Origin of the sequence: Helicobacter sp., from assembly GCF_017502485.1 — a bacterium.
Taxonomy (GTDB): domain Bacteria; phylum Campylobacterota; class Campylobacteria; order Campylobacterales; family Helicobacteraceae; genus Helicobacter_B.
Window position 1 is genome coordinate 1 of sequence record NZ_JAFVUX010000017.1, and the last position, 12764, is coordinate 12764.

Annotated in this window: 14 protein-coding genes; 5 read left to right on the top strand and 9 right to left on the bottom strand. The window is 33.2% G+C overall.

The window, feature by feature from the left end; genetic code table 11:
• Positions 1-992, top strand: a 992-nt coding sequence (locus IKB69_RS03515) for a hypothetical protein (protein ID WP_290946163.1), incomplete at its 5' end; no start/stop codon positions are given.
• A 21-nt stretch (positions 993-1013) separates the two neighbouring features.
• The gene (locus IKB69_RS03520; protein WP_290946165.1) at positions 1014-1298 is read left to right on the top strand and encodes a hypothetical protein; all 285 of its coding nucleotides are present in this window, start codon (positions 1014-1016) and stop codon (positions 1296-1298) included.
• A gap of 433 nt (positions 1299-1731) precedes the next feature.
• On the opposite strand, the gene tssG is transcribed toward IKB69_RS03520, so the two are convergent.
• The 6 genes from tssG to IKB69_RS03550 form a co-directional block, all read right to left on the bottom strand.
• Positions 1732-2634: a type VI secretion system baseplate subunit TssG gene (gene tssG, locus IKB69_RS03525; RefSeq protein ID WP_290946167.1), complete on the bottom strand. Its 903-nt coding sequence runs from the start codon at positions 2632-2634 to the stop codon at positions 1732-1734.
• On the bottom strand, positions 2631-4355 hold the full coding sequence (gene tssF / locus IKB69_RS03530) for a type VI secretion system baseplate subunit TssF (RefSeq protein WP_290946169.1): 1725 nt from the start codon (positions 4353-4355) through the stop codon (positions 2631-2633). The genes tssG and tssF overlap by 4 nt, the downstream gene beginning before the upstream one ends.
• Positions 4355-4747 carry a type VI secretion system baseplate subunit TssE gene (locus IKB69_RS03535; RefSeq protein WP_290946171.1) on the bottom strand — a complete coding sequence of 131 codons (393 nt, stop codon included), beginning with the start codon at positions 4745-4747 and terminating at the stop codon, positions 4355-4357. The genes tssF and IKB69_RS03535 overlap by 1 nt, the downstream gene beginning before the upstream one ends.
• 2 nt (positions 4748-4749) lie before the next feature.
• Positions 4750-6204: a type VI secretion system contractile sheath large subunit gene (tssC, locus tag IKB69_RS03540; protein ID WP_290946173.1), complete on the bottom strand. Its 1455-nt coding sequence runs from the start codon at positions 6202-6204 to the stop codon at positions 4750-4752.
• A 10-nt stretch (positions 6205-6214) separates the two neighbouring features.
• Entirely contained in the window at positions 6215-6700 is a 486-nt protein-coding gene (gene tssB / locus IKB69_RS03545; RefSeq protein ID WP_290946176.1) for a type VI secretion system contractile sheath small subunit, read from the bottom strand.
• A 62-nt stretch (positions 6701-6762) separates the two neighbouring features.
• Positions 6763-8043 (bottom strand): type VI secretion system domain-containing protein, encoded by a 1281-nt coding sequence (locus tag IKB69_RS03550; protein WP_290946178.1) that lies wholly within the window; start codon positions 8041-8043, stop codon positions 6763-6765.
• Positions 8044-8150: 107 nt separating this feature from the next.
• On the opposite strand from IKB69_RS03550, the gene tssJ reads away from it, so the two are divergent.
• From tssJ to icmH, 3 genes are read left to right on the top strand one after another with little or no spacing between them, the layout of a single operon-like run.
• Positions 8151-8603, top strand: coding sequence for a type VI secretion system lipoprotein TssJ (tssJ, locus tag IKB69_RS03555; protein WP_290946180.1), 453 nt, complete (start codon positions 8151-8153; stop codon positions 8601-8603).
• A gap of 18 nt (positions 8604-8621) precedes the next feature.
• Complete coding sequence (tssK, locus tag IKB69_RS03560) at positions 8622-10019, top strand: type VI secretion system baseplate subunit TssK (protein ID WP_290946182.1); 1398 nt, start codon at positions 8622-8624, stop codon at positions 10017-10019.
• A gap of 9 nt (positions 10020-10028) precedes the next feature.
• Positions 10029-10799 carry a type IVB secretion system protein IcmH/DotU gene (icmH, locus tag IKB69_RS03565; protein WP_290946184.1) on the top strand — a complete coding sequence of 257 codons (771 nt, stop codon included), beginning with the start codon at positions 10029-10031 and terminating at the stop codon, positions 10797-10799.
• A gap of 137 nt (positions 10800-10936) precedes the next feature.
• Here icmH and IKB69_RS03570 read toward each other — a convergent pair whose 3' ends face one another.
• The 3 genes from IKB69_RS03570 to thiS all read right to left on the bottom strand — a co-directional run bounded on the left by IKB69_RS03570 (position 10937) and on the right by thiS (position 12699).
• Entirely contained in the window at positions 10937-11239 is a 303-nt protein-coding gene (locus IKB69_RS03570) for a hypothetical protein (RefSeq protein ID WP_290946187.1), read from the bottom strand.
• Between the two features lie 456 nt (positions 11240-11695).
• Positions 11696-12508, bottom strand: coding sequence for a thiamine biosynthesis protein ThiF (thiF, locus tag IKB69_RS03575; protein WP_290946189.1), 813 nt, complete (start codon positions 12506-12508; stop codon positions 11696-11698).
• Positions 12508-12699 (bottom strand): sulfur carrier protein ThiS, encoded by a 192-nt coding sequence (gene thiS, locus IKB69_RS03580; protein WP_290946191.1) that lies wholly within the window; start codon positions 12697-12699, stop codon positions 12508-12510. The genes thiF and thiS overlap by 1 nt, the downstream gene beginning before the upstream one ends.
• Between the last annotated feature and the right edge of the window lie 65 nt (positions 12700-12764).

Consider the following 12764-nt stretch of genomic DNA (forward strand, 5'->3'; position numbering starts at 1 on the left):
ACATTCCTTATGATATCAATTATGATTTTGTTAAAAAAGTCCTCTCTCAAAGTGCTTTAAGCAAAGCGCAACAAGAGAAATTCTTTGAAGTAAGATTTGGCAGTGTGTTTGTGCCTATGGAGATTGAGTTTGAGTGGTATAATGTGCATTGGGATCCTTACCCAGAATCTAGCATTGAAAAGAATATTCTATTTCCAAAATACGATCCATATCTTAATTTTAAGTTTATTGATGAGCCACTTGCTTATCTTTGTCTTGGCATTATTAAATCTTATCAAGTCCTACCTACAAACACTCCACTAAACTTTTCTGATTCTATTGAAGATTGGGGTTACGTTTTCATGGATGGAAGCTTTTCTTACTCCGAAATCTTCACCCCTTTCCCTACTGCTGCTTTAGCATTCACGCAAACCAACATTGGAGATTATCTTGTGAATGTGAGAGATAAACCAGATTCTAAAGAGGGTAAAATTGTGGCACAACTCCTAACACAAGAAACAAAACTTCCTTCTGATTTCTGTCTGAGTTATGGTGACCATGATTGTGATGAAGCCAATCCCTTGTATCAAAAAATGGCTCAACAAGGAGGCACATGGTTTAACGAAGATCATGAGTATATAACTACAGGCATAACAGGAGGTTTTTTATACTACAACGACAAAACCAAACAAGCCTATTATGAAAAAGAAAAATCCAAACTCATTAATCCCTTAGATGAGTATCTTATCTTAGTATGGAATATAGAATCTAATAATTGGGCAAAGGTGTGGGTATTAAGACTACCGGATAAAAAGAGTGTTAATTCAGAAGGAAAAACATTTGAAAAATTAGCACAAGAAGAAGATATAGATTATAGTGTTGAAGCGGTTATTACTAACTACAATAAAGATGTTTTAGAATCTCCTTCTAAGTTTAAGCTCTATGAAGGCTATATTCATTGCAGTGGTTTGGAATATTTTACACCTTTTACACAAAATTATATCAAACGCTAATCTCATTCCCCAAGGACTCCTATGCTCCATCCACTCTTAGAATCTGATAAGCTTGAGTGTATCCATAAAGGTAAAGTATTATTACAATCTAGTATAAGTCATCTACTCTCAATCAATAATGCAGGAGCGATTACTCTGCAAGATTTAAGATTTGTGTTTGTTTATTTGAGAGCTTATGATGAAGTGTGTCAAGTTTTGTGGCAGAGCGTGCCAAAATACTGTGTGACTCTTGCCTACTTACTTAAAAAGAAAGAGTTTAAATCTTTCTTTTTAGAATCTAGGATACTATTATACAATAATAAATAATCAAACAAGGTGATCTAAAAACAAGCAAAATATTTCTCGTAAAACAGATATTGGGTTGTCATAATTGATAGTATAAATGAAGTGATATTTTCTTTATATAGTAAATTTAGCAATACAATAACCCACATAAATACAAACAAGAAAAATGATTGTAAAACATAAAGATAAAAATCCACCATGCTATTGTGCAGTTTATTGACATAATCAATAAAAAAGCTATATAAGTAATCCCAAAACTACACACAAACCACGCAATCCGCTCGCTTGTAATAGAATCCAACCCTTTGGATTCTAATTTTGAATAAGAGAGATTTTCAAGCTACTTGTCTGTTAATAACTATAAATATTCTTATCTTGAATGATTTTACTCGTTAAATTTATCTAATGACCCTTTTTAAACGGCAAAAGATTTTGAAGTTAAGAATGTAAAAACTCATTCATATATTTTTATGCGCATTAGATGATATTTTTTCTTAAAATTTCCCAATGCTAACCCCCAACCAAGTTTTGCCACATTTTCATCACCTAGAATAAAATTCATTTTTTCATTGTGATTAATGCGTAAATATAAGTCAATGCAAAATTGATGATTTGTAAGAAACAATATGCTTTCTTTTAGTGCTTTATGCTTGCTTTGATTGGGTAAGTACTCCAAAGCTCTATAATATTCTATATCTTCAATATAAATACCTATCTTGCTTTGATATGAAAGAAATTTACTACCCAAAATAAAATTTTTACCCAAAATACCATTTTTAATGCCTAATTTATTTTTTTGCGATGGGGCAATGAAAATTTGATGGGGTAGATTTTCTATGAGACAGAGTTTATTATGTAGGTTAAAATTGCTTTGTAGGACTTTTTCTATATAATATTTGGGGCGAGAGGAGCTTAAAAGCAAAGGTGCGAAAGGGAGATAATTCTTAGCAATTTCTCTATCATTAATACCTAGTATAGAAAATAGAATCTGCGAGATAGGATCGCTAAAGTCTCTTTTAAAGCTTCTAGGATAATTTTTTAAATTTGCATTTTCAAAAAGAAGCCAAAGGATATGGTTATTAAAAAAATCAAAAAATAAGCTCCAGCCAGAGCCACCATCTTCGTTTCTTGAAAGCTTATCAAGCATATAAGATGGCAGTTGTGATGTATTGCCTTGTAGCCCCATAAAATTTACCATTATTTCGATTAAAAATTCTTTGTTTTCTTGAATATACTCAATTTCTCTATGAGGGTGTTTTAAACTTTTATTTGTTCTCAAAAAAATATCACTTTTTTTATGTTGTTTAAGAAGAGTATGAAGAAGTTTATGAAAAGAAAAATGAGCCGTATTATTCATAGAGAAACTTTTTTCCCACGGGCAGCCGGATAATACAAAATATCTTTGCTATCAAGACATTTTATTTTTAGTTCAGAAAAGGAATTGATACTAACAAAAGAAGTAAAAAATTTAGAGATAACAAGCCCCAATTTATGCACTTCCCCTAAAGAATAAAAATTAGAATCTTTAATGCTTACTATACAAAGTGTCCCTTTTTTCGTAATATGCTCATCAATGAGGTAGGTAGATTTAGATTCTATATGCACGATAGATTTTTTTAAAAGCTTATAGACTTCTTCATTTTCCTTGTCATTGATAAAGCTATAACTTTCTAATACTCTAAAAAATGAATCTATATCAAGGATATTTCTATAATTAAAAGAAAGTATGGATACAAATCTCCAAAGTAAATGCCCATCAATATTGTATTCTCTCATTACGCTTGGGATTTTAATATTTTTGGTAGATACATCTTCAATATTGACATATCTTATATCGCCTATTTTAAGTTTAGATGGGAGATTCTTATTGCAACACAAGGCATCAATGGTAATTATCTCATTATAAGCATAATCTGAAAAGAAAGAAATTTCCTTGTAAGTTTCACCTTTAGAATTTTTATTAATACTAACACTATAAAACTCACTTTGATTATCTCGCAAAAATTCAAAACGCTCAAAACTCTTATAATTTTTAAGAATCCTTCTCCCATTTTGACTATTGTGAGCTTTGACTTGGTTGATTTTGATAATTTCATAAGAATCTAAATGCGCCCTATCAATAAAAATCCTATATCCATCTTTGGTATGGTCATTAATGATTGATTCTGCACTTTTGGAAAAAATATTTACAATAGGCGTAACACCCAAAGAGAATAAGTCTACTCTCACAACACAATTTTTTGGAAATATCTTGTTAAATTTAAACTGAATGCTTAGATTCTCACCTTGGCAATCTTTTAAAATATCTAAGCCTTTTATTTTTACAAAGTTAAATTTTTCTGGGATAAAAAAATATTCTCTCAACAAAGAAAAGGCCTCAAAACCTAAATCATCGTTATTTAAACAGCTTTCATTTGCTTCAAGTCCCATCACTTGGATATTGTGGGGATTTAGTCTAAATGCTTCTTGGGTATCAAGGGAGATAATTTTAATCTCTTCTAAATAAAGATGGAGAAATAAAAGTAGGGTTGCAGAGGTGTAAATATCATCACCTAAGTATAAATTGAAATAATCTAGCTCTATATCGCAAATTTTTACATTGGGTTTATTGATTTTTAGTCGCAAATCCATTGTGCAGTGTTGTTTTTCACCATTTATAAATACTTCATCGATCTCTAAGGGATAGAGATAAACATCATAAATTGTTTTAAATTCACATTCAGTTTGTTCTATGGCAATAGAGTGAAGAGAACTTCCCTTTGGAATAGTGAGTTTGTTTTGTCTGCTATCTGTATTTAAAAAAAATTCTTGCAAACATAAAGAGGGCAGCGAGTTAGTATAATTCGGAGCAATTACATTCAGTAAAGATTCTGCTATGTGGGGGATATTTTGCTCCATTTCTTGACGAATTTTGGAAGTTAAAATAGCAAAATTTTCAATTATTCTTTCGACATCTGGATCTTTACTATCAAGAGCTAAAAATGGTGCAAGTTTTGGAAATTTTTTAACAAAAAAATCCCTTTTTTTATAAAGATAAGCAAGTTCTTTTTGATAGTAGAATACATCTTCATTATTCACTAAATAACCTCGCAATACCTATCATTTCTAAAAACAATTTTCAAGCTAAATTCCTTGAAGTGATCTCTAAAAAAATTACATTGTAAAAAAAATAAAATTTGCCAAGGAGACAGGGAGTTATCATAATGAATCGATAAGATTCTAATTCTTTGTTCATACTTGCCTATAAGGGTATGAATCTCTTCAGCCATTTTGATGCATAAATCACTTGAATTTAAATTAAAGTCAATAATATTTGATAAGCCTAAATCATTAGTCGTCATACAATCATCTAGCTTGGTATTGAGTAAAACTTGAATATTATCTCTAATGTCATCAAATTCATTTTGATAAAAAGGAATATTTTGACACTGGTCATCTAGGTGATGAATAATTTTACCAAGTAATGACATTCCTACTCTTTATCTAGCTTACCTACTAATGAAAGTTCAAAATTTCCGCCCATATATTTAAAATGAGGACGAACGCTAAGTCCTATTTCATACCAGCCCGGCTCTCCATCTACATTGTTAACTACAATCTGAGCACCTCTAAATGGTCTTCTACTGCGCACTTCAGCTGGAGGATTCTCTTGGTCTGAGACATATTGTCTTACCCACTCATTTAACCCATTTTCAATATCACTTCTTTCTCTCCAGCTACCTATTTCTTCCCGCTGTAAAACTTTGAGATAATGCGCCAACCTTGATATAAGGAATATGTAAGGAAGCTGAGTGCCTAGACGATAGTTTGTCTCGGCTTCTTTGCCCTCGGGCGTGTTGGGGAATACTTTAGGTTTTAAGGCAGAATTTGCAGAGAAAAATGCAGCATTATTGCTATCTCTTCTTAAAGTGAGCGTGATAAATCCTGCTTCGGCAAGCTCATATTCCCTTCTGTCTGTGATGAGTACTTCAGTTGGAATCTTAGACTGCATAGTGCCAAAGCTTTCATAGACATAAGTAGGTAAATCCTTGACGCTTCCTCCGCTTTTTGGACCTATGATATTCCCGCACCAGCGGTACTTAGCAAAACTTTCTGTCAATCTTGTGGCAAATGCATAAACTGAATTGCCCCATAATAAGTGGTTGTGAGAATTATGGACATTTTCTGTGTAATTAAAACTTTTAACGGGATTTTCTTCAGGACTATATGGGGAGCGAACTAAAAATCTTGTAACCATAAGTCCTGTATATTTTGCATCTTCATTTTCTCTAAATGTTCTCCATCGCATATATTGGGGACCTTGGAGCAATCCACCCAAATCCTGGATGGTGGCTAATTCTGCATAATTTTCTAGTCCAAAAAAGCTGGGAGCGCAAGATGTTAAAAATGGCGAATGGCTCATAGCTGCAATGCTTGCCATTTTGTTTAAAAAGGTCATATCTGGGCCACTTGTGCTTAGTTGATAGTCTCCTATAATAGCCCCAACAGGCTCTCCACCAAATTGCCCATATTCCGCAGAATAAATATTTTTATAAATAACACTTTGAGTAATGTCAGGATTATTTTCAAAATCTTCTAGGGCTTCTTCTTTGGTTACATCAAATAGATCAATTTTGATATTCTCATTGAAATTTGTTCGTTCTACTAAAAAGTATAAACCTCTCCGAACGGATTCTAATTGTTGAAACTCCTCGTTATGTAGGATTTCGTCCATTTGATTAGATACCAAAGAGTCAATATGTGCTATCATCTCATCTAGAGCGAATTTATTGATTTTATCTTCTACATCATCGCTCTTAACAATAGCAGCGATAAACTCAGCAACACCTCTTTTGGCTATGCTATAACTTTCATCATTTTTCGAATACTTGCTTTTCTCCATAATGCTTTCAATAATGGGCGTATCAATTGCCTGGGTGTTTGACATTTTTTCTCCTTTATTCCTTGGATTCTGCTTTAATTTCTAAAAGTAACTTCTCTTTTGTTTTTTCATCTTTCAAGGCGGACAAAACAGCTTTTCTAAAATCTGGGATATTACCCATAGGACCCTTAAGAGCCATTAGAGCTTCTCTCAACTGCAAAAGCTTGTTGAGTTCGGGAACCTGTTTTGCTATGTTGTCTGGGGAAAAGTCCTTCATACTAGAGATACTAAGATTAATGTCCAGCTCCTCTGCTCCTGTGCCTAAGACATTTTTAACGCTAAACTTAGAGCCAATGTTTAACTTTTGCATGACTTGGTCAAAATTTATCTTATTAATCTGCAGAGACTCCCGCTCCTCCAAAGGAGATTTGCGAGAATCTCCTGTCAAATTTGCCATCACCATTAACTTTAGTGGCAATTCAACATCCGCCCCCTGTCCATTTGTCTTTGCTTTGTAGGTTATGTTTATGCGCTCTTTTGGAGCATTGGAACCATCAGACATTATTCAATCCTTTTTTAAATTTCACTGCAGGCGAGATTCTAGCTAAAATATACAAGATTTACCTAGATTTTTTCACTTTTTATTTTAATTTTTGAATAATCTTCCAGTAAATAATCTTTTAGTAGTGTTTTTTCCATCAAGTCTTTTAGTTGTGTATAAAGCATTTTTGCATTATTGTGCATATTTTTCTCCTCAAAAAGTTTTGCCATTTCAATTAAGGCACTTATATGTGCAGCAAGAGAGTTATTGTTTTGGTTATTTATGTTCAATAAAATATCATCTATGGTGTTGTTCTGTTTATTTTTCTCTGCTTGGGGTTTGATGTAGTTAGAATCTGTGCCCTGTGTATCTTGTTTGAAAAAATAATTTAGAATCTGTGTTGAGCACATAGATTCCCCATTATTAAATTTAAGATGAGAAATTTCTTCAAATCGAGTAAGAAACTCTCTTGTTAGAGTGCTGAGCAATTTGAAGACATTTATTTTATTGTGCCTGTATAAAAAATCACAAAAAAACTTTAATCCTTCTATCCAAAAAGGATTTAATGCGAGATTTGACATAAAGCATTTAATATGTTCTAACTCACTATGATTATCTTGAAGTAAGATTTGTATAAGGTTTTTATCTGGATATGTAATTTCAGTGATATACTCCCTATGAGTGGGAAGCATTTTGATTCTCCCCCACATTGCTTCAGTAAATATAGCGTAGGCATTAAGATTATCCTGATTGTTTTCCAAAAGCTCAAAAGCTAAATTGTTAAAAAATATTCTATATTCTCTATCATTTAGGGAAGTAGTATCTAGATTTTGAGCATGAAACTGAGTTTGTTTGATATTTGAAGTTGGTGATGTAGCTTCTTTTTTTTGTATTTTTTGTTTTATTTGAATCTCTTTGAGCTCACACTCTAAAATTTTCCCCAATGTCCCAAATATACGGTTCAAATCCTTTGCAGTTTGAGAAGAGCATGACAAATTAAGTCTATTGGCTTCCATTATGAAATGCTCAATAGTATTTCTTAGTCTTTTGCTTTGGGCATTTAAGTTGTTGGCATCATCTGTCTTTTGAGAGGAGTTTTGCAAAATATCAGCTAAGAATTCAAATAACCTACATAGTGTCCTAAAAGATTCTTCATTGTTTAATGCTATGCAAGATAAAACAAAATAGTTGCAGATTCTCGCATCTATAGAGTATTCTTGTAAAATACCCAAAGAATATTCATAGACCTTGTTCCACTTTATATTTTTGTGGTTGAGTGTTTTGTATTTTGCCATTTCATCTTCAAGGAAATGATAAATCTCTAAGCTATCCAAACTATCACTCAAATGACTTGCAAACCTCATAGCCCCCATTCCTTTCGAGATTTTATGAAAAATTTAGCAATTAAATAATAAAATGATATGTTACCACAAGGTTGGGAAAAATTAGAAGAGAAAGATGTCTGCAACTAATGTATCAAAGAGCATTGATTTTAATTTTGTGTTTTTTATTTACTGCTTGTTCAAACACCGTTAGTGTAAGGGTAAGTAATATTGAGAAATCAAATCTTAACAATAGACTTGATGATGTTCCAGTTACTCTTATTATTTATAAACTTAAGAATATTGAGAAATTTAAAGAGGCTAGTGAGAAGGACTTGATCACAAGGGAAGATGGTGTTCTTGGCAAGGATAAGATAGATTCAATCAAGTTACAAATTGCCCCAAAAAATGAGATTTTAGCCCTGAAGCTTCAAGATAAAGAGATTCCCTATCTTGGTATTTTGACTTTATTTACCAATAATACAAGCAGAACAACCAAGATTTGGGTTAAGACCAAAGATGCAAGTGGATTTTGGAGTGGCTTATTGAGAAAAAAAACTTTGACATTTGAGATTACTCAAGAGGGTATTAAGAGAATTTAGTAAGTCCAAGGAGTGAATATGGCAAATCAGCTAAAAGTTGCTTGGTTTAACGGCTTAAATATTGATAAAATTCACTTTGAGCAGCAAGAGAGATATTTCCAAAGAAATATAGATGCAAAAACTATTAAAGTGTCAAATAATCTTTATGGAGTTGTTGATCTAAAATTTTCTGATGAAATGCTTGCAGAAGGTAAAGTAGTACTGGAGAGAGTTTCTGGAATAGCCAAGGATGGAAGTATTTTCAATGCCCCAGAGCAAGACTTGCTCCCAAAGGCGCTAGAGATTAATTACGAATCGCTAGAAAACTCCATTATTACATTGAAAATCTCTTTGGGTGGTGCTAGCATTGCTGATATATCCCTGCAAAATAATCTCCCCCATTCCAAATATCTAACCCTAAGAAGTGTTATTGCTTCAAGAATATATGATGATGATTGTAGTTTGTCTCCGCAAAAAGAGTTAGGGGATGAAAAAGAGCTGCAAGATATAACTTTTACTCAAGAAAAGGCTAGTCTTACTCTCGCGAGTTTGAGACTGAAGCTTGGTATTTTAGGGAGTGCAACACCTGATGAACTTGAAATTCCTATTGCTAAAATCAAGAGCATAGATTCAAACAAAAGAATAGAGCTTGAGGAGAGTTTTATTCCAACCTGTCTCAATATTAGTAAAATTTCCATTGTTAAATCTTTTTTAGAGGGAACACTATATTCCATTAAACAACATAAAGAGATACTTGGTGAGATTTTTAAAGGGATCGATCAAACAAAAAATACCCTAGATTTTAGCACTTATTTGTCACTGAATCTTCTCAAGAAATGGTTTTTGATTTTTTCTTATCTTACGCACAAAGACAAGCTACACCCTGAGTATTTATACGAAAAGCTTGTTGAGTTTCAAGGGGAGCTTGGAGCTTTTGGCGTTGAGAGTGCTTTTTTGGAATTTATTCCTTATAATCATAATAATTTGAATGAAACCTTTTTGCCTTTGATCAATAACATAAAGATTCTGTTTGCTAAAATTACTTCTCCAAAGTATTCAATGGCAAAACTTGTGAATAATGGCAATGGTTTTTATGATTTGTTGTTTGACAATGCTGGAATCTTAGAAGAAGCTAGGCTTTTCTTAGCTATTAATGCCGATGTGAGCTATGAATATTTACTAAAAAATTTTAAAGCACAGAGCAAGATTTATACACAGAGTAAAATCAAAAATATAGTAGCCACACAGCTTAAAGGGCTAAATCTCATTCAGATTCCAAATGTTCCTTCAGCTATCCCTTACTTAAATGGTTATGTTTATTATGAGTTGGATAAAAAAGATGAATTATTTGAGCATTTTAAGGGAGAAAATACCATAAGCATCTACCTTACTAACAATATCAAAAATCCCGATATAAAAATGTGGGCGGTATTTTAGGAAAATAAAATGGAAAAAAAACAATCAAATATAGAGACACAAGAATTTGGCTTGCTTTTAAGCTCTGATTTAAGCGGTTTAAAAAACAATAAAGTTGTTGATTATTGTTTAGAGCTCCTTTTGCTCTCTTTTAGATTATCTAAGGTAACCTCGCTTGATGCGAGTGCTATAGAATCCTTTAGGGAGCAAATCATTAACGATATTTTGACTTGGAGTTCTAAGCTTAGTGCATTAAAAGAATATGACGAAAAAGATATCATTAGGCTTAGATATTGCCTTTGTGTTTTTATCGATGAGATACTTATGACAAATGAGCTTTTTATTAATAGTTTTTGGGCAAGTAATACCTTAACAGTGCGTTTGTTTGATGAGACTTTAGGGGGAGATAATTTTTACAACATAACATCTTCTTGGCTTAATAACCCTGCCAAAAACAAAGATTTTTTAGAATTTATTTATGCATGTCTTGTGTTAGGTTACAAAGGTAAATATTCAAACAATAACGATGAGGAAGAGCGAATTTTACTCTTGTGTAATAATATTGCTTCTTCTCTTGCTCCATTATATGATGTTGACGACAAAATAGCCTTTACAAAAGCTTATAGTGGAATCGTTAAAGAGAGTTTCTGGCAAAAGATTCAAAGAATTTATCTCAAAAAAATCTTAATTTTATCTCCCTTATGTATTGTTGTGGGGTTTTTTATCTATTCTGTATTTGATATTGAGATCAACAATAAGCGAATACAGAATAGCGTGAAAAATCTCACTCAAAATGACTAAATGAGATTTTCTCAATTCCAAAGATATGGAATTTCACTTATATTGAGTAGATAATTTACTAAGATTGGACAAGAGTAGGCAAACACCTTTCAGAATCTAAAATTGCACAAGCACTCTCTCTTAGAATTCTTCTTTGTCTATTCTTGAGAATTAAACATCTGTTTTGCTCTTCTTGCTCTTGTATTGGTTGTGATATTATTTTCAACACAAAATTCAGCAAATCTAGCTGGACTAATACTTACACCATAAACTTCTTTGATTATTTTAATAATCTTGGGATTTGAAGCTCCACTCTGAACCGCTTGTTTAATTTCTAATTTAATATTAGAAAGAAATAATTTCAATTCTTCATTTTTTTTAGGTTTTCTATCTTTCTTAATCTTTTGAAGAAACTCACTTTTTTTTGCTTTAATTTCTTCAAGTGTTGGATAAGTCTGCATTTTATCTCCCTGTTATGTGAAATTGCAAACCTGATTATACACAATTTTAAGATTTTTTATTTGTAACTATCTTTTAAATTACTGCGTTTTTAAATCTAAAAGGAAATACAATGAGAAAAATAAATTTGTAATCAGCGCAATAGTCTTAATTGTTTTTTGCCCACAATTTGACAGCAATTTTCAAATCTCACAATAAAATCATAAATAAGCGATGAATAATGTCTCACAAAATAGAAATATTCTTACAAATTTTTGGATGGCTAAGAAGTTGAAGAAAAAATATTGAAGCCAATCAGTGATGCTAATAGATTGAGAATTGAGCGCATTGCAATAGAATCTGTTGTCAAATCAAAAAGCCAATTAAGGAAACGAGATAAGATGAGCAAGAGCAATAGAGTGTGGAATGCTTTGCCGTGGGGCTTTATTTGTATTGCTTAATTCAAGGGTTAATTTTATCTAGTTCTTAGCTAAAAGCTCTAGGACTAGATTCGCTTGATGAGCAGCGCAGATATTGACCCTAGGCGACATTAGCCCTCGCCCCACTTGCGCCGCGCTTACTTGATCGCCACAGATGTAGAGATAGGGTGCGAATTGTTTAGTTTGGATCGCATTGCTATTGCCATAGCCTGCTAGCCCAGAAGCACAGATAAGGAAGGTGTGGGGATAGTGCTTGTGGAAGTTTTGTGCAAGCATTGCCTTGGCTAGGGGATTGTCAAATGCTTCGCACACAATGCGTGCATCGCCAAAGAGCGTAGGGAGATTATATTCATCAATCTTTAGCGTGTGGATATGGGTGGTTGTGTAGGGGTTGATTTGGCGGATATGTTCTTGTAAAGCGCTGGTTTTATACTTACCCAAGTCGCTAATAGCATAGGCTTGACGGTTTAGGTTGCTAGGCTCTACCACATCAAAATCTATAAGTATAAGCTCGCCTACTCCACTTCTAGCAAGCATTATGGCTATGTGAGAGCCAAGCCCACCAAGCCCACATATAGCGACTTTTGCTTGCTTTAGTTTGTTATGTAGCTTTGGTGTGTGTCGCGCTCTCATCATAGAATCTAGCGCGTCCTGTGGTGGTAGCACGCCCTTTGGTATGCAAAATAGCTCATCACCATTTTGCAGTGCGACAGGCTCTTTTGTAGCAAATCCATTGACAATCCACACATCACTATCCTTGCCATTAAGACTTTGGAAAAACTCTAGGCTATCGCGCGCTTGCGTAGCTAATGGCACACCATTTAGCGTGATATATAGTGCTTGGCTTGACATTACCCCCCTCCTACAAAGCTTACGATTTCTACGACATCGCCTTGCTTGAAAACAAGTGTGGCAAGCTCATCTTTAGGTACGATCTTACCATTAAGCTCCAGGGCTATGTGTGTGATTCGCAGATCGCACTGCTTAAGGTAGTCAAGAAGCGATAGTGAGTTTTGTGTGAATTTTTTTCCATTTATTGTCATGGTATTCCTTTACGATGGGTTTATAAAGCTTTAAAGTATAGCTTCTAGTCAAAGCAACCTACTAG

What these genes read in the sequence shown, in the direction of transcription:
- tssG (WP_290946167.1), bottom strand. Translation starts at nt 2,634, where the DNA reads ATGAATAATACGGCTCATTTTTCTTTTCATAAACTTCTTCATACTCTT.
- tssK (WP_290946182.1), top strand. Translation starts at nt 8,622, where the DNA reads ATGGCAAATCAGCTAAAAGTTGCTTGGTTTAACGGCTTAAATATTGAT.
- tssC (WP_290946173.1), bottom strand. Translation starts at nt 6,204, where the DNA reads ATGTCAAACACCCAGGCAATTGATACGCCCATTATTGAAAGCATTATG.
- IKB69_RS03520 (WP_290946165.1), top strand. Translation starts at nt 1,014, where the DNA reads ATGCTCCATCCACTCTTAGAATCTGATAAGCTTGAGTGTATCCATAAA.
- IKB69_RS03535 (WP_290946171.1), bottom strand. Translation starts at nt 4,747, where the DNA reads ATGTCATTACTTGGTAAAATTATTCATCACCTAGATGACCAGTGTCAA.
- icmH (WP_290946184.1), top strand. Translation starts at nt 10,029, where the DNA reads ATGGAAAAAAAACAATCAAATATAGAGACACAAGAATTTGGCTTGCTT.
- tssB (WP_290946176.1), bottom strand. Translation starts at nt 6,700, where the DNA reads ATGTCTGATGGTTCCAATGCTCCAAAAGAGCGCATAAACATAACCTAC.
- tssJ (WP_290946180.1), top strand. Translation starts at nt 8,151, where the DNA reads ATGTATCAAAGAGCATTGATTTTAATTTTGTGTTTTTTATTTACTGCT.
- thiS (WP_290946191.1), bottom strand. Translation starts at nt 12,699, where the DNA reads ATGACAATAAATGGAAAAAAATTCACACAAAACTCACTATCGCTTCTT.
- IKB69_RS03570 (WP_290946187.1), bottom strand. Translation starts at nt 11,239, where the DNA reads ATGCAGACTTATCCAACACTTGAAGAAATTAAAGCAAAAAAAAGTGAG.
- thiF (WP_290946189.1), bottom strand. Translation starts at nt 12,508, where the DNA reads ATGTCAAGCCAAGCACTATATATCACGCTAAATGGTGTGCCATTAGCT.
- IKB69_RS03550 (WP_290946178.1), bottom strand. Translation starts at nt 8,043, where the DNA reads ATGAGGTTTGCAAGTCATTTGAGTGATAGTTTGGATAGCTTAGAGATT.